27 protein-coding genes and 1 riboswitch are annotated in these 26,085 nt (G+C 56.8%); of the genes, 22 read left to right on the top strand and 5 right to left on the bottom strand.

Translation table 11 applies throughout. The features are described from left to right. Positions 1-44 precede the first annotated feature (44 nt). The 15 genes from mfd (at position 45) to CBW65_RS07810 (ending at position 14,211) form a co-directional block, all read left to right on the top strand. Positions 45-3,590 (top strand): transcription-repair coupling factor, encoded by a 3,546-nt coding sequence (gene mfd / locus CBW65_RS07745; protein WP_087456373.1) that lies wholly within the window; start codon positions 45-47, stop codon positions 3,588-3,590. Between the two features lie 60 nt (positions 3,591-3,650). Further along, on the top strand, positions 3,651-3,926 hold the full coding sequence (locus tag CBW65_RS07750; RefSeq protein WP_087456374.1) for a hypothetical protein: 276 nt from the start codon (positions 3,651-3,653) through the stop codon (positions 3,924-3,926). Between the two features lie 240 nt (positions 3,927-4,166). Further along, complete coding sequence (gene spoVT / locus CBW65_RS07755) at positions 4,167-4,709, top strand: stage V sporulation protein T (protein WP_087456375.1); 543 nt, start codon at positions 4,167-4,169, stop codon at positions 4,707-4,709. A gap of 142 nt (positions 4,710-4,851) precedes the next feature. Then, positions 4,852-6,474 carry a putative polysaccharide biosynthesis protein gene (locus tag CBW65_RS07760; protein ID WP_087456376.1) on the top strand — a complete coding sequence of 541 codons (1,623 nt, stop codon included), beginning with the start codon at positions 4,852-4,854 and terminating at the stop codon, positions 6,472-6,474. A 25-nt stretch (positions 6,475-6,499) separates the two neighbouring features. Then, positions 6,500-7,966, top strand: coding sequence for a bifunctional methyltransferase/pyrophosphohydrolase YabN (gene yabN, locus CBW65_RS07765; RefSeq protein ID WP_408646537.1), 1,467 nt, complete (start codon positions 6,500-6,502; stop codon positions 7,964-7,966). A 123-nt stretch (positions 7,967-8,089) separates the two neighbouring features. Further along, the gene (locus tag CBW65_RS07770) at positions 8,090-8,362 is read left to right on the top strand and encodes an HU family DNA-binding protein (RefSeq protein WP_087456378.1); all 273 of its coding nucleotides are present in this window, start codon (positions 8,090-8,092) and stop codon (positions 8,360-8,362) included. 3 nt (positions 8,363-8,365) lie between these two features. Further along, complete coding sequence (locus CBW65_RS07775) at positions 8,366-8,665, top strand: RNA-binding S4 domain-containing protein (protein WP_087456379.1); 300 nt, start codon at positions 8,366-8,368, stop codon at positions 8,663-8,665. Between the two features lie 115 nt (positions 8,666-8,780). Beyond that, a complete protein-coding gene (yabP, locus tag CBW65_RS07780) occupies positions 8,781-9,080 on the top strand; it encodes a sporulation protein YabP (RefSeq protein WP_087456380.1) in 300 nt (99 codons plus the stop codon). Between the two features lie 24 nt (positions 9,081-9,104). Beyond that, positions 9,105-9,794, top strand: coding sequence for a spore cortex biosynthesis protein YabQ (gene yabQ / locus CBW65_RS07785; RefSeq protein WP_087456381.1), 690 nt, complete (start codon positions 9,105-9,107; stop codon positions 9,792-9,794). Positions 9,795-9,812: 18 nt separating this feature from the next. After that, positions 9,813-10,157 (top strand): FtsB family cell division protein, encoded by a 345-nt coding sequence (locus tag CBW65_RS07790; protein ID WP_087456382.1) that lies wholly within the window; start codon positions 9,813-9,815, stop codon positions 10,155-10,157. Positions 10,158-10,245: 88 nt separating this feature from the next. Beyond that, positions 10,246-10,746 (top strand): S1 domain-containing RNA-binding protein, encoded by a 501-nt coding sequence (locus tag CBW65_RS07795; RefSeq protein WP_087456383.1) that lies wholly within the window; start codon positions 10,246-10,248, stop codon positions 10,744-10,746. A 224-nt stretch (positions 10,747-10,970) separates the two neighbouring features. Then, positions 10,971-11,165 (top strand): hypothetical protein, encoded by a 195-nt coding sequence (locus CBW65_RS07800; protein WP_087456384.1) that lies wholly within the window; start codon positions 10,971-10,973, stop codon positions 11,163-11,165. A 173-nt stretch (positions 11,166-11,338) separates the two neighbouring features. Next, positions 11,339-11,476: a hypothetical protein gene (locus CBW65_RS24150; RefSeq protein WP_157721835.1), complete on the top strand. Its 138-nt coding sequence runs from the start codon at positions 11,339-11,341 to the stop codon at positions 11,474-11,476. A gap of 417 nt (positions 11,477-11,893) precedes the next feature. Beyond that, on the top strand, positions 11,894-12,433 hold the full coding sequence (gene rpoE / locus CBW65_RS07805; RefSeq protein ID WP_087456385.1) for a DNA-directed RNA polymerase subunit delta: 540 nt from the start codon (positions 11,894-11,896) through the stop codon (positions 12,431-12,433). Between the two features lie 170 nt (positions 12,434-12,603). Beyond that, on the top strand, positions 12,604-14,211 hold the full coding sequence (locus CBW65_RS07810; protein WP_087456386.1) for a CTP synthase: 1,608 nt from the start codon (positions 12,604-12,606) through the stop codon (positions 14,209-14,211). A 44-nt stretch (positions 14,212-14,255) separates the two neighbouring features. On the opposite strand, the gene CBW65_RS07815 is transcribed toward CBW65_RS07810, so the two are convergent. Together CBW65_RS07815 and CBW65_RS07820 are read right to left on the bottom strand one after the other, a co-directional pair. Next, complete coding sequence (locus tag CBW65_RS07815; RefSeq protein ID WP_087456387.1) at positions 14,256-14,435, bottom strand: hypothetical protein; 180 nt, start codon at positions 14,433-14,435, stop codon at positions 14,256-14,258. Positions 14,436-14,496: 61 nt separating this feature from the next. Continuing rightward, a riboswitch (cyclic di-GMP riboswitch) is annotated at positions 14,497-14,598 on the bottom strand. Between the two features lie 114 nt (positions 14,599-14,712). Next, the gene (locus tag CBW65_RS07820; RefSeq protein ID WP_087456388.1) at positions 14,713-15,090 is read right to left on the bottom strand and encodes a helix-turn-helix domain-containing protein; all 378 of its coding nucleotides are present in this window, start codon (positions 15,088-15,090) and stop codon (positions 14,713-14,715) included. A gap of 310 nt (positions 15,091-15,400) precedes the next feature. Here CBW65_RS07820 and CBW65_RS07825 point away from each other — a divergent pair, with 310 nt between their 5' ends. The 6 genes from CBW65_RS07825 (at position 15,401) to CBW65_RS07850 (ending at position 19,857) form a co-directional block, all read left to right on the top strand. After that, positions 15,401-15,931, top strand: a complete 531-nt coding sequence (locus CBW65_RS07825) for a hypothetical protein (protein ID WP_087456389.1) — start codon at positions 15,401-15,403, stop codon at positions 15,929-15,931. A gap of 21 nt (positions 15,932-15,952) precedes the next feature. Continuing rightward, on the top strand, positions 15,953-16,528 hold the full coding sequence (locus tag CBW65_RS07830) for a signal peptidase I (RefSeq protein WP_087456390.1): 576 nt from the start codon (positions 15,953-15,955) through the stop codon (positions 16,526-16,528). Between the two features lie 103 nt (positions 16,529-16,631). Next, the gene (locus tag CBW65_RS07835) at positions 16,632-17,147 is read left to right on the top strand and encodes a TasA family protein (RefSeq protein ID WP_087456391.1); all 516 of its coding nucleotides are present in this window, start codon (positions 16,632-16,634) and stop codon (positions 17,145-17,147) included. A 79-nt stretch (positions 17,148-17,226) separates the two neighbouring features. Then, complete coding sequence (locus CBW65_RS07840) at positions 17,227-18,111, top strand: TasA family protein (RefSeq protein ID WP_087456392.1); 885 nt, start codon at positions 17,227-17,229, stop codon at positions 18,109-18,111. Positions 18,112-18,228: 117 nt separating this feature from the next. Beyond that, positions 18,229-19,233: a hypothetical protein gene (locus CBW65_RS07845; protein WP_087456393.1), complete on the top strand. Its 1,005-nt coding sequence runs from the start codon at positions 18,229-18,231 to the stop codon at positions 19,231-19,233. After that, a complete protein-coding gene (locus CBW65_RS07850; protein ID WP_087456394.1) occupies positions 19,234-19,857 on the top strand; it encodes a class D sortase in 624 nt (207 codons plus the stop codon). 26 nt (positions 19,858-19,883) lie between these two features. Here CBW65_RS07850 and CBW65_RS07855 read toward each other — a convergent pair whose 3' ends face one another. After that, the gene (locus tag CBW65_RS07855) at positions 19,884-22,022 is read right to left on the bottom strand and encodes a 5'-nucleotidase C-terminal domain-containing protein (RefSeq protein ID WP_087456395.1); all 2,139 of its coding nucleotides are present in this window, start codon (positions 22,020-22,022) and stop codon (positions 19,884-19,886) included. Positions 22,023-22,259: 237 nt separating this feature from the next. Between CBW65_RS07855 and thrS the strand changes: the two genes are divergently transcribed. After that, entirely contained in the window at positions 22,260-24,203 is a 1,944-nt protein-coding gene (thrS, locus tag CBW65_RS07860) for a threonine--tRNA ligase (protein ID WP_198299786.1), read from the top strand. Positions 24,204-24,260: 57 nt separating this feature from the next. On the opposite strand, the gene CBW65_RS07865 is transcribed toward thrS, so the two are convergent. Further along, a complete protein-coding gene (locus CBW65_RS07865; protein WP_087456396.1) occupies positions 24,261-25,133 on the bottom strand; it encodes an ABC transporter permease in 873 nt (290 codons plus the stop codon). Beyond that, positions 25,105-26,070: an ABC transporter ATP-binding protein gene (locus tag CBW65_RS07870; RefSeq protein WP_087456397.1), complete on the bottom strand. Its 966-nt coding sequence runs from the start codon at positions 26,068-26,070 to the stop codon at positions 25,105-25,107. The genes CBW65_RS07865 and CBW65_RS07870 overlap by 29 nt, the downstream gene beginning before the upstream one ends. Positions 26,071-26,085 lie beyond the last annotated feature (15 nt).

Consider the following 26,085-nt stretch of genomic DNA (forward strand, 5'->3'; position numbering starts at 1 on the left):
GCTTTTTTTGCTCTTATTGGTTTTGTTCTTACGGAGGGGATAGAGTGCAATCTTTAGTTCGAATTTTAAGTTCGGATGGCGATTATCTGCGCACCGTGCAGAATTGTCAGGACGGCATCCGCGACCAACTGATCACAGGCCTCACCGGTTCAGCTCAGCATCTCTGGCTTGCAGGGATTCGGGGCTCTTTGGCGCGTCCGCTCCTGATCGTCACCCACAGCATGGGCCGCGCCCAGCAGGTGTTTGAAGACCTGCTGGAACTGCTGCCAGGCGAGGAGATCCGCCTCTTCCCCAACCGGGAAATGGGGTACGCGGATGTGCTCGCCTACTCGCCGGAGCTGGCATCGTCCCGCCTGTCGGTGCTGGAGTCGCTGGTGCGCGGGGAGAATTTTATCACCATCGCCCCGATCGCCGCGCTCCATGAAACGCTGACCTCTCCGCACGAGTTTTTGCAAGCCGGCAAGACCTTGCAGGTCGGCGACGAGATCGAGATCAACGACCTCGCCGCTCACCTCGCCTACCTGGGCTATGAGCGCGTGGAGATGGTCGAGTCCAAAGGCGAATTTTCTGTGCGCGGCGGCATCATCGACGTCTTTCCGCTGACCCGTGACGAAGCGGTGCGCATCGAGCTGTTCGACGTCGAAGTCGACTCGATCCGCACGTTCGACCCGGCCGACCAGCGCTCACAGGGCAAGATCGACAAAGTGTCGTTCTGGCCGATCCGCGAAGTGATCGCGCCGCCAGCGCGCATTCAGGCGGCAGGCACCGAGCTGCAGAAGCGCCTCGAAACGCACCTCGCGAAGCTCCAAAACGCCGAAGTGGCTGAGAAGCTGCGCGAAAACATGGGCGCAGACCTCGACCAGATGGAGCAGGGCAACTGGTTCCCCAACCTGCACCGCTATTTCGAGCTGATCGATCCGGAGCCGTTCAACCTGCTCCGCTATGTGCGCCAGGACACCGTGTTTATCTATGACGAGCCGAGCCGTTTGAAAGAAAGCATCAAAGCGCTGGAAAAAGAGGACTTGGAAAACATCACAACCGCCCTCGAATACGGCGAACTGCTGCCCGGCCTCGTCGCGGAGAAGAAGCGCAACAACATCTTCACCGACAAGAGCCGCACCAAGCTGATGTTTTCCCTGTTCACCCGCGCCGTGCCCGGCATCACTCCGCAGGCGATCAGCAACGTCGACACCCGTTCGATGCAAAATTTCCACGGGCAGATGAACGTGCTGAAGTCCGAATTGGAACGCTGGGCGAAACTGTCTTACCAAGTCGTCTTTTTGGCGGCGACCGAAGAGCGGGCCGAGCGCTTGCACCGCGTGCTTGAAGACTACAAGATGCGCGCCGACCTGCTGCAGGACTGGGACGGTGCGCGGCGCGGTCCGTTGATTCTGATCGGCAACCTCGCGACCGGCTTTGAGCTGAGTTCGCTGCGCCTTGCCGTGATCACCGAGACGGAAGTGTTCACCAACAAAAAGAAAACCCGCAAGATGAAGACGCTGTCTGACGCGCAGAAGATCAAGTCCTACCAGGACCTGAAAGTCGGCGACTACGTCGTCCACGTCAACCACGGGATCGGCAAATACATGGGGATCTCGACCAAAGAGATCCTCGGCATCCACAAAGACTATCTGCACATCAAATACAAAGGCAAAGACGAGCTGTTTGTCCCCGTCGAGCAGATCGACCTCGTCCAGAAATACATCGGTCAGGAAGAGAAAGAGCCCAAGATCTACTCGCTGGGCGGCTCGGAATGGCAGCGCGTGCGCAGCAAAGTGCAGTCGGCGGTGCAGGACATCGCGCAGGACCTGATCAAGCTCTATGCGGAGCGCCAGGCCACGCCGGGGCACAAGTTCACAGAAGACACGCCGTGGCAGCGCGAGTTTGAAGCGATGTTCCCGTACAACGAGACGGACGATCAGATCCGCTGTATCAAAGAGATCAAGAAAGACATGGAGATGACTCGCCCGATGGACCGCCTCTTGTGCGGCGATGTCGGCTATGGCAAAACGGAAGTCGCCATCCGCGCCGCCTTCAAAGCGGTGATGGACGGCAAGCAGGTTGCGGTGCTGGTGCCGACGACGATTTTGGCGCAGCAGCATTTCCAGACCTTCAAAGAGCGCTGTGCCGGCTTCCCGGTCAACGTCGAGCTGGTCTCCCGGTTCCGTTCCAAGGGGCAGATCACCGAAGTGACCAAAGGCATCAAAAACGGCTCGGTCGACATCGTGATCGGCACGCACCGCCTGCTGTCGAAAACGATGGATTTCAAAGACCTCGGGCTGTTGATCATCGACGAGGAGCAGCGATTTGGCGTCTCGCACAAAGAGAAGCTGAAGCAGCTGCGCACAAACGTCGATGCCTTGACCTTGACGGCGACGCCGATTCCGCGGACCTTGCACATGTCGATGATCGGCGTGCGCGACCTGTCTGTGATCGAGACGCCGCCGGAGAACCGTTTCCCGGTGCAGACGTTTGTCGTCGAGCAGCAGGACGGGATCGTCCGCGAGGCGATCGAACGGGAACTGGGGCGCGGCGGGCAGGTATACTATCTGTTCAATAAGGTCAACGGGATTCAGGAGATGGCCAATCATCTGAAGCAGCTCGTGCCGGATGCGAAAGTGCTGGTCGGACACGGGCAGATGCCGGAGGAGGAATTGGAGCGGACGATGCTTGATTTCCTGCAGGGGGATGCGGATGTGCTGGTGTCGACGACGATCATCGAGACCGGCCTTGACGTGCCGAACGTGAACACGCTGATCGTGCATGACGCCGACCACCTCGGCCTGTCGCAGCTCTACCAGCTGCGCGGGCGCGTCGGGCGTTCCAACCGCATTGCGTACGCTTATTTTACCTACCAGCGCAACAAAGTATTGACCGAAGTGGCCGAGAAGCGCCTGCAGGCGATCAAGGAGTTCACCGAGCTTGGCTCCGGCTTCAAGATCGCCATGCGCGACCTGTCGATCCGCGGCGCAGGCAACCTGCTGGGTGCGCAGCAGCACGGCTTCATCGCGTCGGTCGGTTTTGACCTGTATTCGCAGATGCTGTCGGAGGCGATCGAGGATCTCAAAGAAGGCGTGGAAAAGGTGGAGAAGCTGCCCGATCCGACGGTGGAACTGTCGGTCGATGCCTACATCCCGACGACGTACATCACCGATGCGATGCAGAAGATCGAGATCTACAAAAAGTTCGTCGCCGCCCGCACCTTGGAAGACGTGCGCGACCTGGAGGAAGAAGTGGAAGACCGCTTTGGCGACATCCCGGTCGAAGTGCGCAACCTGCTCTGCGTTTCGCGCCTCAAGGCCAATGCGATCCGCTACGGCATGACGGAGATCAAGCAGACCCCGCAAGGCGATGTGATCATCCGCCTGCAAGAAGACCAAAGCAAGAAAATCGACGGGGAGAAGCTCTTCTCGCTGACCCGCGAGTTCCCCAATCGCATGAAGCTCACCGCCCAGCAGCAGATCGTCATCACCTTGAAGGTTAAAGGCCTCAAAGAGGCAGAGTTGCTGCAGATGCTGGAGAAGTTCATGGACGTCTACCAGATCGTGCCCAAGCGCGAGCAGGATGCGGTCGACAACATGGCTTTATAACACCTAAGAAAGCAACAGGCATGCCCGCCTGTTGCTTTCTTTTGAATTGGAGTTGTCTGAATGAATAAAAAATACTTGCTGTTGGCTGCCTTGTTCATCGCGCTGCAGTTTACCGCCTTTTTCCGGGAAGCGGAAGCCCGATTTACGGCCACCATATACATGACAATCAAGCACAGCGACAAGCAGTTGGACTATCAGGGACTGCAGTACGAGCCGCATTTTGACCAGTATATGGTTACGTATCAAGATGAAAACGGGAATACGTTCAGCATTGCGATTTTCTCCAAACAGCTGCCGTTCGTCGTGATCTACGATCCATTGGATCAACCTGTCTAGTTGTGCATAAACATTCCAACCTCGCTCCATACTAACCTCACTTTCCCATCCGAAAAGAGAGGAGGCGACACCGAAACCACAGTCTGCAACCACAAAGTACCAATGGTAAAATTCACAGTCGGTGGACAAGATAATCCCAACAGAAGATAGCTATCTATAGAAACACATACAGATAGAACCAGATACCTATCCATAACCTTACTAAAAATCTTCCACGGAAAGAGAGGTCGAATCGAAGACATGAAAGCAACTGGTATTGTACGCAGAATCGACGATTTGGGCCGTGTCGTTATTCCGAAGGAAATCCGTAGAACGCTCCGCATTCGTGAAGGTGACCCGCTGGAGATCTTTGTTGACCGCGATGGTGAAGTCATCCTCAAGAAATACTCGCCGATCGGCGAACTTGGCGATTTTGCCAAAGAGTACGCAGAGTCGCTGGCTGAAACGCTTGGGCACATCTGCCTGATCACCGACCGCGATGTGATCATCGCCGTCTCCGGTTCTTCCAAGAAAGACTTCATGGAAAAACCGATCGGTGCCGATGTGGAAAAAGCGATGGATGATCGCAAGACCATCACCGGCTTTACCCCTGGTGAATATGGCATCACCCGTGACAAAACGGAAACGTTCTCCGCACAGGTGACCGCACCGATCATCGCCGGCGGCGACCCGATCGGCACCGTGATCCTCCTCTCCCGCGAAGAGAACGTCAAGATGGGCGAACTCGAAACGAAACTCGCTGAAACCGCAGCCGGCTTCCTCGCGAAGCAAATGGAGCAATAATCCCATAGCCTTATGAACACTTGGACAGGTTGTTTTGGGCGACCTGTCTTTTTCTTGACCATGTTTGTCCCCCGAGGTGTCCTAACTCGTCCCTTCCCTTCATACCTTAGAAAGAAATGGTATACTTAGGGAGGAGACGCAGATGACGGAAAAGAACCTGTTCCTGCGCGGGGCTTTGGTGCTGGGACTCGCCGGCATCTTGTCCAAAGTGCTGGGATCTGTCTATACGATCTTTTTACAAAACATCATCGGCGACCGCGGCATCGGCCTGTACCAGATGGCCTACCCGATCTATTCGACGCTGCTGATCTTGTCCACGGCCGGCTTTCCGGTCGCCGTTTCCAAATTTGTCGCCGAACATATTGCCCTCGGCGATTATGCAGGTGCAAAAAAAGTGTTCCGGGTCTCATCTGTCCTGCTTACCGCGTCCGGCATCGTCTGCTTCCTGATCCTCTTTTTTGGCGCAGACCAATTTGCCGTCTGGTTTGGCGACACCGATGCAGCGCTGGCGATCAAAGCGATTGCCCCCGCCCTGCTCGTCGTGCCGATCATGAGCGCGATTCGCGGCTATTTTCAAGGCTGGCAGCGCATGGAGCCGACGGCGATCTCGCAGGTCACCGAGCAGTTTATCCGCGTCGGCACGATTCTCGCCGCCGCGGTGATCTTGCTGCGCTGGGGCTATTCAGAGGCGCACGCGGCAGCCGGGGCGGCGTTTGGCGCGTTTACCGGCGCGGTGTTTGGCTTCCTGATCCTGCTCGTCTACGCCTGGCGCAAACGCGAGCTGTTCCGCCACGATGTCAGGTTTAAAAACAAAGTTCCGCCGCAGCGGACTTGGGTACATATCAAAAAGCTCTGCTGGTACGCCCTGCCGATCTCGCTTGGCGCGCTTGTCGTCCCGCTGATGAACAACATCGACGTGGTGACGGTCGTCAACCTGCTCAAAGCATGCGGCTACTCCCAGCAGCAGGCGACCGAGATGTTTGGGCTGCTCACCGGGCGCGCCTTTAAGCTGATGCTGCTCCCGACCACCTTCGCGTCGGCGATCGGCACGGCGCTGCTCCCGGCGATCGCAGCGGCAATTGCCTTGAAAAACAACCGTCTCGTCGCCCATCGCATGGAGATGGCGATGCGAATGACCGTCTTGGTCGCGCTGCCCTCTTCGGTCGGGCTGGCTCTCTTGGCCGCGCCGATCGACATCATGCTGTTCAAAAACACCGAAGGCACGCAGGCGATCATCGCGATTGCGGCGGCGACCTTGTTCTCGTCGATCCAGCTGACGACCAGCTCGATCCTGCAAGGGATCGGCGTCGTCTACATCCCGGTGCGCAACCTGTTCATCGGAGCGCTTGCCAAGCTTGGGCTGAACTTCCTGCTCGTGCCGATCTGGGGCATCAACGGAGCGGCTCTGGCGACGGTGGCGTCCTACCTGCTGGCAACGATGATGAACCTGTACAGCCTGTATCGCCGCACCGGCGTGGTGTTCGATCTGCGCGCGATGCTGTTCCGCCCGCTGCTCGCCACCTTTTTCATGGCGGTGGCCGCCTACTCTATCGTGCGCGAGCTGTGGCCGTATCTGGCACAGCAGCTCGACTCGGAGCGGATGGCAGCCGCAGCGGTGGCGCTGGGGGCGATCGCAGCAGCGACGCTGGTCTATACGGTGGCGCTGATGGTGACCGGCTCTGTGACCCGTCAGGACACGATGTCGATCCCCAAGGTCGGACCGAAGCTGACCACCCTGTTCTCGAAACTTGGATTGATCCGCTGACAGCGGCAAGGAGTGAATGAAAACGATGGCAAAAGTGACAGTCGTAGGGCTTGGCCCCGGTGCATGGAGCGGGCTGCCCCTCGGTACTTATACAATTTTAGAAGAACAACAGCGGACTGGCGGTGCGGTGTATTTCCGCACCGAACGCCATCCGGTCGTGGACGATCTCCGGCAAAAGGGGATCGTCTTTGCTGCGCTTGACCACTTTTATGAGCAGGCGGAAAATTTCACAGACGTGTATCAGCGCATCACGGAGCATCTTTTAAAAGAGGCTCTGGAAAAAAGCCACATCGTCTACGCCGTACCCGGCCATCCCGGCGTGGCGGAGACGACCGTGCAGAACTTGCGCCGCCAGGGCAAAGCGGCCGGCGTGGAGGTCGTGATCGGCCCCGGCCACTCCTTCCTCGATGACCTGCTGGTCGCAGTTGGCGTCGACCCGGCCGACGGGATGCTCCTGCTCGACGGGACGAGCCTCCTGCCCCGCCAGCTCAACCCCAGCCTGCACACGGTGATCATGCAGGTCTACTCGCAGGACGTGGCGTCCGACATCAAGCTGACCCTGATGGAGCAGTACAGCGACGAGTACGAAGTGACCGTCGTCCGTGCCATCGGCGTCCCCGGCGAGGAAAAAGTCGTCACCGTGCCGCTGTATGAACTCGACCGGCTGGATTTCATCGATCACCTCACCTCGCTCTATGTGCCGAAGACAGAGGAAGAAGCGGTCGTCAATCGCCAACTGTGGAAGTTCGTCGAGATCATCAAAGCCCTGCGCGACCCCGACACAGGCTGCCCGTGGGATCTCAAGCAGACCCACCAGTCCCTGCGCAAATACCTGCTGGAGGAGGCGTACGAAGCGGCTGACGCGATCGATCAGGATGACCCGTACGCGCTCGCCGACGAGCTCGGCGACGTGCTGCTGCAGATCGTGCTGCACGCGCAGATCGGCGCCGAAGAAGGAACGTTTGATATCTACGAAGTGATCCGCTCTGTGTCCGACAAGATGATCCGCCGTCATCCGCACGTCTTTGGCGGCGGGATGGAAGCGGACACCGCCGAAGCGGTTGTCGCGAACTGGGCGGAGATCAAGGCGCAAGAGAAAGAGGAAAAAGGCGAGGTCCCGCAGTCGATCTTGGACGATGTGCCCCGTTCGCTGCCTGCGGTCACCGCCGCCTTGAAACTCCAGAAAAAAGCCGCCAAGGTTGGGTTTGACTGGGATGACATCCACGATGTATACAGCAAGGTCAAAGAAGAAATAAATGAATTACAAGAGACGACCGACAAATCTGACGAATTTGGCGATGTGCTGTTCGCGATGATCAATTTGGCGCGTTTCTTAGACCTCGACCCGGAAGAAGCTCTCGCCGGCACCAACCGGAAGTTCCGTGATCGCTTCCAGTACATCGAAGCACGCCTGCGTGAACAGGGCAAAAGCCCGGAAGACAGCACCTTGGAGGAAATGGACCGCCTGTGGAACGAGGCCAAAAACCGCTAGATTTACCGTCTTTTCGGCAAATTTAAGCGCGGTTGCAGGAATTTCGCAAAGCCAGCACGAAATACCACTTGGAATTTATAACCCAAAACACCATTGGCTTTTGGAAAGGGGCACATTTTCACCATGAACAAAGTTGAACTCATCACCGCAGTTGCTGAAAAATCCGGCCTGAAAAAGAAGGATGCAGAACTCGCGGTTAACAGCTTTTTGGAAACGATCGAAGAAGCGCTGGCAGCAGGCGACAAAGTACAACTGATCGGCTTCGGCACTTTTGAAACCCGCAAGCGCGCAGCTCGCTCCGGCCGCAACCCGAAGACCGGCGCTGAGATCACCATTCCGGAGTCGGTTGTTCCGGCATTCAAACCGGGCAACAAGCTGAAGGAAGCGACGAAGTAATTCATGCGCCTTGATAAATTCCTCAAAGTGTCCCGCCTGATCAAGCGGCGCACCCTGGCCAAAGAAGTTTGCGACCAGGGCCGCATCTCGATCAACGGACGCCCGGCCAAAGCAAGCACCTCCGTCACGGCAGGTGACGTGCTGACCGTCACGTTCGGCCAGAAGATCGTGGAAGCGCGTGTCGAGGTACTGCAGGAATCTGCGAAAAAGGACCTTGCTGCCCAGATGTATACGATCCTTTCCGAGACGAAACGTTCGGGCGAGCCCGACCTGGACGACGACGACGAAGAGGATGAAGCGTAGAAATACGTAAGAAGCACCGGATTCGAATTTCGAGTCCGGTGCTCTTTTATTTTAGTATTAGGAGGACGACCCCTCGCATAGATTGTACCAAAGGAGTTATGAGGAGGAACAGTCGATGCCTGATGAACGTTTGCGCAACAAAAATTACCCGCAGCATGAAGTCATCCTCCGCAACAGGCAGAACCTTGAGGTGACCGGCGTGCTCAACGTCGAGAGCTTTGACGCTCAGGAGTTCGTCCTGAAGACGCAGTACGGCTTCCTGGCCATTCGCGGAGAAAATTTGCACATTAAAACGCTGAACCTGGAAAACGGGATTGTGGCGATTGAAGGCTTGATCTTTGACATGGGGTACTTTGACGAAGGGATGTCAGCAGGTGAGAAGGCAAAAGGCTTTTTCAGCAAACTCTTCCGTTAGGGAGACGGGAAAGGGGAGACTGAGATGAGCCTGCAGATGCAGTATCTCACCATACTGGCCATGAGTCTAAGCGGCGCCGTGCTCGGTGCCGTTTATGACGTCTACCGGACGATCCTGCAGGAGTGGAAATACCTGCGCTGGCTGGGCCCGGTGCTCGACTTTGCGTTTTGGGTGTTCGCCCTCCTGCTCGTGCTCTGGGCGCTGCATGGCGCGAATCACGCCGATGTCAGATTATACGTCTTTTTGTTGCTTGGGATCGGTCTCGTACTTTATCGGCTGCTCCTGCGTAAACTGGTGGTGGGCAGCACTGTCAGAATGGTGCTGGCGATTACGTATTTTATGAAAATGCTGTATCGCTTTTTCCTGCTCACCGTCATCGGGCCGCTCGTCTGGCTCTGGACGGCGCTGGTCGGCTTCTGGCGGATCATCGACCGTCTGGCGCAAAGCATCGAGCGCATGATCCTGTGGCCGTTTCAGCCCCTGCTGCGCATGGTCTCCTGGCTTGGGCGCACACTATATGGATGGACGGTCCAACCGTTGATCGAACCGGTGTTGAAACCTTTGCGCAAAAAAGTCAACACCTGGCTGGCTCCTGTTCGAAAATTTAGCGGTCAGGCGCGCAGAAAATGGAAAGGATTTCTGCGTGCTGTGGCGAATTGGTTAGTCGACAAAGATGAGGACGAAAACGACACTACCAAACCGCCGAAGCGCTGATGAACAGGAGGAGAACACATGAAGCAACCGGCTCGCAACAAAGTCTTGCCCATGCAGCAGGAACCGGAGAAGAAGAAAAAGACCTCTCCGCGGAGAAAATGGAACATCCGCAACCTGTTCCTGTTCGCCTTTCTCGCCTGGGCCGGCTATGTGTTCTTTTTCGTGCAGGCACCTGACATCGACCGGCTGCAACAGGATCAGCAGCAGTTGGGCACGGAGATTCAGCAGATGAAGGTGACCAATCAGGATCTGAAAGCCAAAATTGAGCAATTAAACGATCCCGATTACATCGCAGAACTGGCCCGCAAGAAGTACCTGATGGTCAAAGATGGAGAAACCCTGTTCGTGCAACCGAAACAGTAAACTTCTCCCTTCTTGATATATTGGGGTTCTCTCGTTATAATTTTAGTTGGAAACTTGTGTTCACCCTTAAGGAGGAGCTTTCTCGAACATGGCCATTGAATTGGGCAGCAAATTGGAAGGGAAAGTAACCGGCATCACCAACTTTGGTGCATTCGTGTTACTGCCCGGCAACGTTACAGGTCTCGTGCACATCTCGGAGATTGCAGACACCTACGTAAAAGACATCAACGATCATCTGAAAGTCAACGATGAAGTGACCGTCAAAGTCATCAATGTAGACAAAGACGGCAAGATTGGCCTTTCGATCCGCCAGGCGAAAGAGCCGCAGCCCGGCCAGGCAGCACCTGGACCGAAGCGCGACTTCAACCGCGGCGGCGATCGTCCTCCTCGTCCCGACCGTCCGCAAGGTGGCGGCGGTGACAGACCTCGCGGCGGCAATCGCGGCGGTGGTCGTCAACAGGGCGGCGGCGGAGGCCGTTTGAACTTTGAAGACAAGGTAGCTCGTTTCATCAAAGAGAGTGAAGACCGTCTGTCTGCACTCAAGCGTCATGAATCGAAGCGTGGCGGCCGTGGCGGCCGACGCAGCTAACCCACACATCGCGTACAACAACAACGGCATCTCCGATCGCTGGAGATGCCTTTTGTTCTGTGCGTTTGGGAAATTTTTGTTCACCGGAAATACATAAAGTTCCCCGTTTTGACACAACATGTAGTTGTTCATTATAATAAAATAGACTGTGGTACGGTCTCTTCTATTGGTATGCCTTTTGGTATCGTTGTTTTTCATCATCTGAAGTTAAGAGGTGACAGATTATGATGTTGTTCGAAGGAATGACGCTCCATCCGTATTCCATCGCGTTTGTTTTCCTGGTCTTCGCTGTACTGAGCGTTTTCACCATGGTATCTATGATCAAGCAGCGCAAAATGGGCCTGGCAGGATTTATGCTCATCTCTGTTGTTGTCATGGTAGCGTCTGCTGTGATTTCGTCCCAAGTATCCCCGTCCTAATCGGGTCGATCACCGGGGACATCCGAAAAAACCTTCTCCGTCTGAGAGGGTTTTTTTATTTTTACTTATTTTCCGAATTGTTTTACTTTAGTAAAGCCGTTCACATCTCCCTCCCTTCGACATAAGGTATATCGTCAGCCGGTACCGGTAAGGCAAGGGGAGGGAATGCAAAAGTGGGTTTTAACTTGAACGACATTCAAGAGTACAACCTCGAGAAATGTCACGAACTGCGGATCAAGGAAATCGAGCAGTATTGGTCGCGTGTTGGATATTGGCTCGCACTCGTCGCGAAATACAATAAAACCAAGTAAGTCCGGCGCCAAAAAGCCACCCCGTCGCGAGGGGTGGCTTTTGGCGCTTTGTGAGCGGTTATTTGGCTTTTCGGCTATACTTGGAATACATCCACCAGATCGTCGCGCCGCCAAGCGCTGCGACGGCGAGAGCGATTCCGACATAGGACCAGACGATATCTGCAGGCATGTTTCCGCCTCCTTGGTTCTCGTTGGAGGTAGTATGCCCAAGTTTTTTGAGCACCCCCTTTTACCTTGTGCAATATTTGTGCTATAATCGGTCTTGCTCTCTGTTTTCGGATGAATATTCTTCCTGTTGGTGGCTAGACTAGAGTATTGGACTCGCTCACTGCAGGATGTGCTGAATTTGTACATACATGAAGTGCTGAATTTGAAGTGCTGAAAATGAATCGTTGAAACGGAAAGGAAGTGCTGGCCTTGTCCGAACAAGCATTGCATCTCTCGCCGCAGCAAATTGCGGAACTGTCTCTTGTCGACCTGACCTATCAAGTACTGCGCACGACCAATAAGCCGTACCATTTTCGCGATCTGATGGCGGAACTGGCGCGTCTGAAAGGCTTCTCGGAGGAGCAGGTGAACGAAGTGATCGCGCGCCTGTACACCGAGATCAACATCGACGGCCGCTTTGTCTGCATCGGCGCCAACGTGTGGGGCCTGAAGCGCTGGTACCCAACCGATAAAGCCGCTCCGGAGAAAGCTGCGACCGGCAAGAAGTTCGTCCGCAAAGACATGGACGAAGACGACGACTTCTACGATGATGAAGACGATTCCTTCGAGGAAGAGATCGATGAAGACGACACCTTTGGCGACTATGCCGAAGAGGACGTCGATGCTGCTGCCGAAGACGGCGATGAAGAGGCGGCCGCTGACGAAGAGTTCGAAGACGAAGAGCTGGAAGAGGCCGAGGAAGAAGAGGAAGACCTCGATACGTACGAAGAAGACGAAGACGATTTTTAAGCTAACCGATATAACGAACAAAGCCGCGAACCTGAAAAAGGGCGCGGCTCTTTTTGCTGGTCCTCTATTGACAACATGGAAACGGAAGGCTAAGATACTAAAGGTATTTTAGGAAACGGATTGTGGAAACTACATACTAACCACGCAGTACATAGGGGGCACAGCAAGGCATGGCTAAGTACATTTTTGTCACAGGCGGCGTTGTATCTTCGCTAGGCAAGGGGATCACCGCAGCGTCTCTCGGACGCCTTTTGAAGAATCGCGGTCTGAAAGTCACGATTCAGAAATTTGACCCGTACATCAACATCGACCCGGGCACGATGAGCCCGTATCAGCACGGCGAAGTGTTTGTCACCGACGACGGGGCGGAAACGGACCTCGACCTCGGCCACTACGAGCGTTTTATCGACATCAACCTGTCGAAGAACAACAACATCACAACGGGGAAAGTGTACTCGTCGGTCATCGCCAAAGAGCGTCGCGGCGACTACCTCGGCGGCACGGTGCAGGTCATTCCGCACATCACCAACGAGATCAAAGAGCGCGTGTTCCGCACGGCGAAAGACACCTCGGCCGATGTGGTGATCACGGAGATCGGCGGCACGGTCGGCGACATCGAGTCCCTGCCGTTCCTCGAAGCGATCCGCCAGATCAAGTCGGATGTTGGCCGTGACAACGTCATGTACATCCACGTCACGCTGATGCCGTACCTCGGCAAAGCGGGCGAGATGAAGACCAAGCCGACACAGCACTCCGTCAAGGAACTGCGCTCGATCGGGATCACGCCAAACATCATCGTCTGCCGCACCACGATGCCGCTCTCGCTCGATGTGAAGCGCAAAATCGCCCTGTTCTGCGACACCGACCCGGATGCGGTCATCGAGTCCCGCGATGCGGACACGCTCTATGATCTGCCTTTGATGTTCCAGGAAGAAGGCCTCGACGATCTCGTCGTTCGCCATTTCGGATTCAACACTCCGCCGGCCGACATGTCGGAGTGGATTCAGCTGGTCAACAAGGTCAAGAACCTGCAGCACACGACGAAGATCGCCCTCGTCGGCAAATATGTGGCGCTGCGCGACGCGTACATCTCGGTGGCGGAAGCGCTGCACCATGCCGGGTTTGCAGCCGATTCGAACATCGACATCGACTGGATTCCGGCAGAAGAAGTCACCGAAGAGAACGTGGACGAGCTGCTTGGCAGCGCGGACGGCATTCTGGTGCCGGGCGGCTTCGGCGATCGCGGTGTGGAAGGCAAGATCATCGCGACCCGCTATGCCCGCGAGAAAAACGTTCCGTTCCTCGGCATCTGCCTTGGCATGCAAGTGGCCTGCATCGAGTATGCGCGCGGCGTGCTGGGCTATGACGATGCCAACTCCAGCGAGATCAACGAGCTGACCGAGCATCCGGTCATCGACCTCTTGCCGGAGCAAAAGGACATCGAGGATCTCGGCGGCACGCTGCGCCTCGGCCTCTATCCGTGCAAGCTGGAGCCGGGCACGAAAGCGTTCGAAGCGTACGGCGAATCTCTGATCTATGAGCGCCATCGCCACCGTTACGAGTTCAACAACGAGTACCGTGAAGAGATGAAGCAGCAAGGCTTCCTGTTCTCCGGCACCTCTCCGGACGGCCGTCTGGTCGAGATCGTGGAGCTGAAGAATCACCCGTGGTTTGTCGCGTCGCAGTTCCACCCGGAATTCACCTCGCGCCCAAACCGTCCGCAGCCTTTGTTCCGCGAATTTGTGCGTGCAGCGCTCGACTTGCGCCACAACCGATAAAACGAACGGACTTTTAAAATGAAAAAAGAGCCGGTCTCCTGGTATCAGGAGATCGGCTCTTTCATTTGGTGCCGCATCGTCACGAGCAAGGCCGGACTTTGCGGCTGCTGGCCGATCCGTAACAGGGCCGGCACCGTGAGCGGGCTGATCACCTTGTTGACCGCTTCCGGTTCAACAAGCTGCTGCTTCATGGTGAAGCGAGTGAGAAATGCGGGCATTTGCATTGGCGTTCCGTTCCCCCTACCCCTGTTGAAACGTTAAGTCCCTCTGCGAAACACCAGCTGTTTCGGCAGCCCGGCTGCCATCGTGAGGATGACCCCACATCTTCCCCACCTAAGGCCCGAAGCTTTGTGTCCCATGTTTTCACATGGTTTACCTTTGACGCCTGGCGGTACTACCGTTACCAAGATTATGGAGCCGGACAGCTTCATAGACCAAAAGTACCAAAAAAACCGCTCCTTTTTGCCTACACGAGCCCAAGGCAAAATGAACGGTTTTGGTTTAGTCGCCGGACGCTTGTGTGGCCTTCCAGCGCGCGTATTCGATAAACTCCTGGAACTGCTCTTTGGTCAAGCCGCTCGCCGCCGCCTGCTGGGTCAGCTGCAGCCAGCCGAGGTCGAGCTGTTTGACCAGTTCCACCATCTCCGGCGCCAGTTCGCTGGCCAGCATTTCGGCTGTGGTGTAGCTCTTATCTAAAAAGAATTCGGTCGGCACCTCCAGCACCAACGCGATCTTCTCAATGAACTGGATCGATGGATTGTCACGGACACCGCGCTCGATGTCGCTCAGGTAGCTCTTCGCACAATCGGCACGCTGGGCCAATTCGCCAAGACTCAACCCTTTTTCTTTTCGAAGTTGTCGTATCTTCGCCCCGAGCAATGCTCTCCCTCCTTCTCCTCATCTCCACCCACTTCTATTGTAGCAAACCCGCAAGCGAACGGTAAACATGTATGACTAGTAGTTATCCTATGTCGGCTTCTATAAATATAGTCCAGAGACGTTAATTAAACCTTTAAGAAATCGAAGGAATTTGTTCGATATAAAGTGTGATTTCGCGAGGTAGCAGGAGATCGGAGTCGATATATAGGACTTTTTGTTCGATAAATAGGGAAATAGGTCGAAAGGAGTAGTTCTTTGTTCGTTATATAGGTCATAAGGTAGTGGTGTAAGACGACAGCGAGGCTGAGAGATGAAGGGGGTGAACGTCATCGAGTCAACGATTGAAGAAACGCGTTTGGAACGCGGAAGGCGCCTGCGCAAAGAAAAGCGCAAGCAGTGGGGGATGCTCACCGTCACCGCGATGACCGCATTTTCGACCACGATCCTGCTGGGACATGAGAATACACGGCTGACCAATTCGCTGTTCACAGCGGAAGTCGCCAATGCGTCGAGCGTCGGCGCGGCTGCCGATTTTTGTGCGGAAGAGACGCACCGCAACGGCGACGATCACAAGCCGCATCCGCCCGGCAACGGGTATGGGCACTGCAAGCCGCATGACAACAACGGCGAAGGCAATGACGGCCAGGCGGTCCCGGAAGAGATTCCCGATCCGCCGCCTGAGGAGAACACCGTTGTGGCTCCTGAGGAGATTCCGGACCCGCCGCCAGAAGAGAACAACGCGCCGGCTGAGCCGGTCTCGTATGCACCGCCGCTTTCCTCGATGCCGGCACCCGCTGCCCTGCATCTGCAAAGCTCCACAACGCCTCCTGCCCTGGCATAACCACACTCAAGGAGGACTGTTATGAAAAAGGCAATGAACATCACAGGCAAAATCATCTCCGGCTTCCTGATCGTCGTACTCTGTCTCAACCTGTATTTCGTGCTGGCGTCGAAGATCTCCGGCGGCGAACCGAAAGTGTTTGGCCACACGCTGATGAAAGTGCTCTCCGGCTCGATGAGCCCGGTGTTTGAGACGGGCGACCTGATCGCCGTGAAACCGGGTGATCTGAACACAAAATACGAGGTTGGCGACGTGATCACTTTCCGCTCGGCCGAAAACTCTTCGATCATCATCACCCACCGCGTCCTCGAAGTGAAGATCGAAGACAGCTTCCCGGTGTATGTGACCAAAGGGGATGCCAATGAAGCGGTTGACCCGGAACCGGTGCGCCAGGCGCAAGTGATCGGCTCCTACGCGAACTTCCACATTCCGATGCTTGGTCTGTTTTTCGACTGGGTGACCACGAAAATCGGCCTCGCCATCATGCTGATCATCCCAGGCGTCATCCTGATCGCCGGCCCGATCATCTCCTTGTTCCGCGAACTGATGAAAAAGGAACAGGAGCAAGAGCAAGAGCAGGAGACATCCAACGCGTAAAACGTTTTCTCAATCTGCAAGGAGGGGTAGGGGGATCTCCGCTTCTGTGACAGATCGGGAAACCAACCATATATCTCTGTCCATTAAAAGGAGGAAGTTTGTTATGAAAAAGAAGATCGCATTGGCAATGGTTACAACCGCACTGGGTGCAACGCTGATTGGCGCAGGTTCCTTCGCGCTGTTCACAGCTGAAACGACGAACACCAACAACAACTTCACCGCTGGCACCCTGACCTTGCAAGACCTGTCCGGCGGCCCGATCGCATCGCAAGCGGTTAACTTCAGCAACCTGGCGCCTGGCGACAACGGCGTGGTGACGATGACGGTGAAAAACAACGGCTCGCTCGATGCATGGGTACGCATCAACCAAGCCGCTTCCAACGCATCCCGCACCGGTGATCTGTTTGGCGGAGCAACTCCGCTGCAACTCGCTTGGGACGCAGATGTGGTAAAAGTTCCGGCAGGCGGCACCACCACGTTTGATGTCGGCTACCTCTTCCCGCTGGCGGCAGATAACTCCTACCAGGCGGACACCGGTTCTTTCAACGTGGTGGTGCAAGCGGTGCAAGCGCGCAACAACACCAACGCGGCGAACAACGGCCCGATCGCTTGGAACTAATCTGAGCGGAACATCAAAAGGGTGATGGACACATCACCCTTTCCCTCATTTGAACGCACTTGAGAGGAGCCTTCAGCTCATGAAAAAGAACAAACTGGCGATGCTCGCCCTGTCTGGCGTACTCGCAACGTCGCTTGTGGTTGGCGGTGCGACCTACGCGCTGTTCAGCAGTTCGGTCAGCAACGAAAACAACGTGCAGGCCGGCACGGTCATCATCACGTCACACCGCGACGATGTGCCAAATGTAGGCCCGATGTTCTATACGCAGTCGGTCGCGGGTCAAGTTGGCGCGATGCCAACCGGGGAATGGGCGCCTGGCGACAAGCACACCCGCGGGCTGTTCCTCGAAAACACCGGCACGCTTGGCGCCAAGCTGCGAACGTTGACCGTCCTGCCGACCAACTCGGCATCCCAGCCGGTCTCGGCCGCTTCGACCGGGGCTGACCTGCAGGCGTACAACGATGCGATCCTGTTTGCGAATCAGTCGCGCGTGAAGATCTGGGAAGTCAAAGAGTATGACCCGACGCGCGGTTTCGTTCCGTTCACCCGCATGGACGGCACCGACATGGACCTCGTGATGGACATCATCAACGAAGGCTACAAGATCTGGCGCTTGGCGAACCCGTCTGCCGATCTGGAAAGTCAGGAAGAGGTGGCGCGCCTGCTCAACGCGGTGAACGCTTACCTGTTGGAGCGGTTGAACGACCGCAACAGCAGCGTTGACAACCGCCTGTTCAACGTTGTCAAAATGTATGACCAGCCGTTGATCAACTTCGTCAACACGCCGTATAACGCCTCGCCGTTCGCGATCCAGCTGCAGCCGCAGGAAGCGACGCTTTTGGCATACACGGTGGAAATGGGCTTGAGACCGCCTGCTGGTTCGGGTATCGACCCCAACTCGTTCCAAGGCAAATCGGTCTACTTCACCTTTGGCTCCAAGTGGGAGCAGTCCGCCCACAACTAAGCGGCATCGAAGTTCCCCACCCCTGTGTTTTTATAATGGCTTAGACTGCGGCAGGGAGTTGTCGCAGTCTCAAGTCGTGCCGGGGACGGAACGGGTGCGGAGGAGGTGAAGGAGACGTTGAGGAGTGGGAAGGGCCGCAAACTGCAGGTGTTGGCCGGGCTCGTGCTGCTCGTCTGCATGCTGCTCGCCGGGGGGACGTTTGCGCTGGCCAGTTTGGCGCAGGTGAATGTCGCGCCGGAGCGGGAGATGAGGACGCTGGCCGTCGAGGTGTCGGCCGAGCCGATTTTCGCCGGGGCGCAGCATGTGGGGAATCTGGCGCCGGGCGATGTGGAAAACGGGTCGCTGACCGTGAAAAACGGGGGTTCGCAAAAGATGCGGGTCTATCTCCGGCACGATCTGGAAGGTGCGATTTTTGGACGTTTTGCGGAGGACGACCATCCGCTGCAAATCTCCTATTCGATTCAGATTCGCAATCGTTTTGGCGTGCCGGTGGGCGTGAAGATCGAAGTGCCGGTCTTTTCTGCCGATCAGACTTCGCCGAGCTTTGTTTTGCAGCGCAATCAACATGCCGATATCATCTATACCTATGCCATGCCGATCGATGCCCGCAACAGCTATCAAGGCGCCAAAGGGCAGATGGATGTGACGGTGGTGACCCGCGCCATCGAAGACCCGCCGCCGTCGTGTGAAGAGCTAGAGAACTGCCCGCCGCCGACGTGCGAGGAGTTAGGGAACTGCCCGCCGCCGACGTGCGAAGAGTTAGGGAACTGCCCGCCGCCGACGTGTGAGGAGTTGGGGAACTGCCCGCCGCCGACGTGCGAGGAGTTGGGGAACTGCCCGCCGCCGACTTGTGAGGAGTTAGGGAACTGCCCACCGCCGACCTGTGAGGAGCTGGGCACCTGTCCTCCGCCCGATCCTGATCCTGATCCGCCGGTAGATCCGCCACAGGAACCGGAGCAGCCGCAGCAGCCGCCTCATGAGCCTCCTTCATCGGGCGAGATCCCCGGCGGCACCGATCCTGAGACCGGGGTAGCGGTCGCAGGCACGGCGCTGCAGGGAGCCGCGCTGCTGCTGGCAGGCGGACTGCTGCTTCTGCTGGCCCGACGCAAGCGGAAGCCGTAGATGAGCGCACGGCGCATTCTCACCATCAGCGGCGTCATCCTCTTGCTGGCCGGCACCGTCTGGCTGCTGCAGATCCCGTATTATTTCCACCGCTCGGACACGGTCGGAGGTGACCTGCTCCACAAGGCACAGGCAGTCGCCTCGGCCGAACCGAAAGATCTCCCGCAAGAGCCGGAGCCTGCCCAACCGGCCGCACAGACTCCGCCCACGGAAAAAGGGACCTCTGCTGCCCCCGATCCGCTCGGCGTCCTGCACATCCCCGCCCTGGAGCTGCAGGCGCCGATCGTCGAAGGCACGGAGGAGAGGCAGATCTCCGTCGCGGTCGGCCGCTTCACCGGCAGCGCCAAACTGGGCACGTCCGGCACCACGCTGCTCGCCGCACACAATGCGACCTGGTTTCGCCGCCTCGATCAGCTGCAGCGCGGCGACACCGTACAGGTCTCCACCAGAGAAGGCACGTACAGCTATGCTGTGACTGGCGCGCGCATCGTCCACGTCGATGACGGAGTGGCCGCGATGAACGGACCCGGCCTTGTGCTGGAGAGCTGTTATCCGCTCGATGCCCTGCGCCAGACGGAGTACCGCTATCTCGTGTACGCAACAGCAAAAAAGCCGGGAGCATAAGCTCCCGGCTTCTTTTTGATCGAAACTTACTCCTTGTCCAAGTCGGTGCGGATGTCGCGGCCGTCCGGAGCGATGTTCAAGGTCTTGCCTTTGACGTCTGCGATCCAAGCGTCGAGCAGCACGTCGCCGAGCTGCCAGTCCTTCACTTCGCCGAAGACGACGTAGCCGTCACCGGTGCCGGTTGCCATGAAGTCGTTGGTGGTGACTTTGAAGGTGCGGTCGGTGTTGTACTTGCCGTCCACGAAGACCGGGGTGCCATCGAGCAAGGTGATCTTGGTCACCATGCTGCCTTTCGGAAGCGTGCCGTCCCATTCTACCTTGATGCCGGACCATTGGGTCGCGATCACGTTGGAGTATTTGTCCGGAACGTCAACTGCACGCTTGACTTGCTCAGCGGTCATCGTGCCGGTCATGTTGGTGTTGCCAAACGGCAGAACTGCGAACATTTCGCCGTAAGTGATCTCGCCCGCTTCCACGTCAGCGCGGATACCGCCTGCGTTGGTGAAGGCGATGTCAGCGCCGGTTGCATTGCGCATTGCGTCGGTGATGGACATGCCGAGCGCGGTTACGCCGTCGCGGTCCTGATTGCCGTTTTTCGCCATGCGGTACGATTTGCGGGACAGAGCGGTTGCAGTTTCGCCTTGCACTTCTGCTTCTTTCACTGCCACTTGGTCTTTGTAGCCTTTGACGATCTCTTTGACTTCTGCGTCGCCGGTGGTCAGGTTGGTGTAGGTCTCGAGCAGGCCAGCGTTGGAGGAAACCACGTCTTTGCTGTCCTTGTCCACGAACAGCTGGATGTGGCCAAGCGCCCAGGTCCACTGCGAAGCTTCAACAACCGGAATGCCGTTGACGATGCCTGCTACGCGCTGGTGGGAGTGGCCGCCGACGATTGCGTCGAGCTGGCCGGTGCCGGTGCCGTTTGCGAGGTCAACCAGTTCGCCCATGATTTCTTTCGTTGCTGCTGCCTGTTCGCCCGGCAGGTGAGAGGTGACGACGATCACGTCGACGCCTTGCGCCTTCAGCTCAGCAGACAGTTTTTGTGCGATCGGAGCCGGGTCCGGGAAGGACAGGCCGGTGATGTTGGTCGACTTGGTGGTCGTTTCGGTCTGCGGGGTGGAGAAGCCAATCACGCCGACTTTCACGCCGCCTTTGTCGAGGATCACGTACGGCTTGGTCCAGTCGACCAGCTTGCCGGTCGCATCGTCGATCACGTTTGCGGAGATGATCGGCACGGAGGACTTCTTGATGTTGTTGATCAGCACGTCGCGGCCGAAGTCGAACTCGTGGTTGCCGATCGCCATTGCGTCATACTTGATGTCTTCCATCGTCTCGATGACCGATTCGCCGTTGAACAGGTTGGAGATCAAGGTGCCTTGCCAAGCGTCGCCGCCGTCGACAACAACGGTGCCGTCCGGGTTGACGGAGCGGAAGTCGTTGACGATGCCGCCGATGGTTTCCATGCCGCCTTGGTCTTTGTTCACGCGGGTGTCTTTCGTCACTTCGATCTTGCCGTGGATGTCGTTGGTGGACAGGATGTCCAGCACGTCGAACAGCAGGTACTTCAGCGCTTTCGCCGCTTCGCCGCGGGTCATTTTTTCGTTCGGGTTGAAGTTGCCTTCTGCGTTCGGAGCAAACACGCCGGCGATGGTGGTTTGCGCCACGAACGGCTTGGCCCAGTCAGCGACGGTGTCTTTATCATTGAAATAGTTGAGGACGTTTTGGTTCACGGTCGGAACTTTGCCGCCGTTCATCGAAGCGCCGACGATGACTGCCATCTCCTGGCGGGTCACTTCGCGGTTCGGTTCGAATTTGCCGTTGCCAACGCCGGAGATCAGGCCGGCAGCAACTGCGTTTTCAACGATCTGGGACTGCCAGGCAGCCAGGTCTTTAAAGGAAGACTTCTTCACTTGCACGTTGCTCAGCTTGAGCGCTTTGTTGATCATCGCAACCAATTCTGCGCGGGTGACGTATTTGTCCGCTTTCAAATCGGTGGTGCCCGGGTAACCGACGACAGCACCCTTCATTTGAGCGAGTTGGATATCGGATTTTACAACCGGTGCTGCAGTGGTGGTTGCACCCTCAGCCATTGCCTGCGGAGCAGCCAGAGTTGCGAACAGCGATGCGACGACCGCCATCGCGCCAAACTTAAACGAATTCTTTTTCATAGCGAAATGTGTCCCCCTAATCTAGTTAAGAAGATGATAATCTGACATCATTATACTAGATTAGGATGCATAATTGTTAGGTTTTTCGAATGTTTTTTGTAAATTATGATTTACGAAAGTAATATATTTCCAAAAATGTCGTCAACCCTTGTCGTTTCTTGACATTGCTTGCTTGCGATCCCTATAATAAAAAGAATGTACAAAGGTTGGCAGATCGCTGATTAGGAGGGGTTAGCAGTGTCCATTAACATTACTTTGCCGGATGGAAGCGTGCGTTCTTACGAGGGCGGACAAGTGACACCGGCAGAGGTGGCTGCAAGTATCGGCAAAGGGCTTGCCAAGGCAGCTCTTGCCGCAAAAGTTGACGGTCGCCTCGTGGATCTTTCGCATGGGATCAAACAAGATGCAGAGATCGCGATCGTGACCTGGGATTCCACAGAAGGTCATGAGGTGTTTTGGCACACCTCGACACACATCATGGCACAAGCGGTGAAACGCCTGTTCCCGGATGCGCAGCTGACTGTTGGCCCGACGCTTGACGAAGGCTATTTCTACGACATTGACACCCCGCGCACGCTGACGCCGGAAGATGTGGAGAAGATCGAAGCGGAGATGAAGAAGATCGTCGACGCCGATTTCCCGATCGAACGCAAAGAGCTGTCCCGCGAGGACGCGATTGCGTACTTCACTTCCATCGGCGAACTCTATAAGGTAGAGATCATCAAAGACCTGCCGGAAGACGAAGTGATCTCCGCCTACACCCAAGGCGAATTCACCGACCTCTGCTACGGCCCGCACTTGCCGTCGACCGGCAAGCTGAAGGCTTGGAAGATCACCAACATCGCAGGCGCTTACTGGCGCGGCGACCAAAATAACAAACAGCTCCAGCGTCTGTACGGCGTATCCTACCCGTCGCAGAAGGAGCTTGACCAATACATCTTCCGCATCGAGGAAGCGAAGAAGCGCGACCATCGCCGTCTGGGCAAAGAGCTTGGCCTCTTCTCCCTGCGCGAAGAGTCCCCGGCGATCCCGTTCTGGCTGCCGAAGGGCCGCGTGCTCTGGAACACCTTGCGCGACTGGTCCTACAAGACCCAGCTGCGCCTCGGCTACCAGGAGATCAACACTCCGCAAGTGCTCAAGGTCGACCTGTTCCATCAGTCCGGCCACTATGACTTCTATAAAGAAAACATGTATTTCATGAACCAGGACGGCACCGAGTACGGCTTGAAGCCGATGAACTGCCCGGCGCATTGCCTCGTCTTCTCCGAAGGCGTGCATTCCTACCGCGACCTGCCGATCCGCTACTCCGAGTATGAGCGCCTGCACCGTTGGGAGTATTCCGGCGCGGTCCACGGCCTGATGCGCGTGCGCGGCCTCTGCCAGGACGATGCGCATCTGTTCTGCACCGAAGACCAGATCGAGTCGGAGATCATGGGCGTGCTGAAGCTGCTCGAACAGACCTACACCACGCTGGGCCTGAAGTTCAAAGTGAAGCTGTCGACCCGTCCGGAAGAGTTCATGGGCGACATCGAGCTGTGGAACAAGGCGGAAGCAACCTTGGAGCGCACCTTGAACGACATCAAGGCAGACTGGGTGCTCAACCCGGGCGACGGCGCGTTCTACGGTCCGAAGCTCGACTTCGACGTCACCGACTCGCTGGGCCGCACCTGGCAGTGCGCAACCCTGCAGCTCGATTTCCAGTTGCCGTTGCGCTTCAACCTGTCCTACGTTGACCGCGATGGCAGCCAGAAGGCGCCGATCATCATCCACCGTGCGATCTTCGGCTCCATCGAGCGCTTCATCGGCATCCTGATCGAGCACTTTGCCGGCGCATTCCCGACCTGGCTGGCTCCGGAACAAGTTCGCATCCTCGCGATCGCCGACCGCCACGTGGAATTTGCTGAGCAGGTCAAAGAAAAGCTGCTCGACTACGAGGTTCGCGCGACTGTCGACTCCGACCACGAGAAGATCGGCTACAAGATCCGCAACGGCCAGCTGCAAAAGGTGCCGTACATGCTTGTCGTCGGCGACCGCGAAGCGGAAACGAACTCCGTCTCCGTGCGCAGCCGCGAAGCGGGCGACCTAGGCAGCAAGTCGGTCGATGACTTCGTTGCCGACATCCTGCAAGAGATCAAAGAAAAGCGCCTGTCCCAGTCCCACCTGCAAGCGACCGAAGCATAAGCGTAGTAAAAAGGCACTCTCCATCGTGGAGAGTGCCTTTTTGTGTGTCCGATTCTCTTACACGTCGCGCTTGGAGAATTTGCGCACCGCATAAGCCAGCGTCAGTACGCCGTAGAGCACCGTGTAGAACAGCATGACTTTGTTCGGGGCGCTTGCGCTGCCGAACAGCCCTTGCGAAGCGAACGACAGCGGGTTGTCGGCGATGTCGAACAGTTGGACGTTCATCGACCGGAACAGCGAGTCAACCGGGAAGGCCAGCGAGGAGAGAATGCCGATGTTGGCCAGTGCCTGATTGCCAAACATCACGCCAAACTGCTCCATAAAGCCGCCGATGAAGCCGATCCCGTACATCACGATCATGATGATGCCGCCGTTGATCGTGGTCAGGCGCGTGGACAGCCAGAGTCCGATCGCCGTCACCAGGAGCGGAATCAACATGAAGTACATCGCGCCCTTGATGATCTGAGAAGCTTCAAAATGCATGACCAGCGAGCCGCCAAACAGCCGGTTCATCAACAGCACACCGAGAAAAATGAACAGGGAATAGACCATCATCAAACCGCCGAGCCCGATAAATTTACCCAAGATCACATCGCGGCGCTTGATCGGGCGGGCGAGGATCGTGTCGATCTGGTGGTTTTCGATCTCAGCTGACACGGAGCCCACCGTGGACAGGATCGTAAGCAGCATCGTGATAAAGTTCGCAAAAAACAGGCCGACCGAGAGAATTTGCACCGTCAAAAACGTTTTCTGGAGCAGCGTTTGTCCGACATCCATCCCGGCGAAGTTGAAGTTTTCGGTCAGGTCTTTAGATGCGAAGTGGTTGGCAACGCCAAAAAATGCGAGAAACGCAAGCGTCATCAGCACCGCGATCAGAAAGATCTTCTTGTACAGCGTCTCCTTAAATGACAGCTTGGCGATTGTGAACATGCTCTTGCTCCTTTCGGTTGACCCAATACATGAAGACGTCTTCCAGATGCGGCTGCACCGGCAACAGCTCATAGAGCATCACGCCGCGCTGGCTCAAGGTGTTAACCAGTTCCGGAATCCGTTCTTCCCCGGTCAGGTGCAGCAGGAAGCGCCCGGTGCCGTCGTTCTGGTGATATTCAAGCGGCTCCCAGCCGGTGACCATCCCGTCGAGGCTGGCCCAGACCGCAGGCGTCATGCCGCCGGCGCGGATCGAAACTTTCGCTTGCACTTCGGTCAGTTTGCGCCATTCGCCTTGCACGATCAGCTCGCTTTTGTGGATGATCGCCACATGGTCACAGACCGACTCCACCTCCGACAAGAGATGCGAGTTCAGAAAGACGGTCTTGCCTTCCCGCCGCAGGTCGGCCATCAGGTCGCGCACTTCGCGGCGGCCGATCGGGTCGAGCGCCGATGTCGGCTCATCGAGGAAGATCAGATCGGGTGAAGAGATCAGCGCTGCGGCGAGACCGATGCGCTGCTGCATACCTTTCGAGTAGCCGCGGATCTTTTCATTTTCCCGGCCGTTCAGCCCTACGCGCTCGACCAGGTCGTCGATGCGCTTTTTCCGTTTGTCGCGCGGCACTTTCGCCAGTTCGGCATGCGTCTCCAAGAGCTGGCGTCCGGTCAGCCATTCCTGATAGCGGAACAGCTCAGGCAGATAGCCGACTTGGGCCCGCGTTTCATGATCGCCGATCGGGCGGCCGAGCAGTTCGGCCTTGCCGCCGGTCGGATGAATCAAGCCGAGCATCGTGCGGACAAACGTACTTTTCCCCGCGCCGTTCGGGCCGAGAAAGCCGTAGACCACACCGCGCGGCACGGTCAGCGTGATGTCTTTGCAGCCCGCTTTGCCGTCATATTGCTTCGTGAGATTCCACGTTTGGATCACTGCGTCATTCATCGAGTTGCTCCTCTC

Source organism: Tumebacillus avium, assembly GCF_002162355.1.
GTDB lineage: Bacteria > Bacillota > Bacilli > Tumebacillales > Tumebacillaceae > Tumebacillus_A > Tumebacillus_A avium.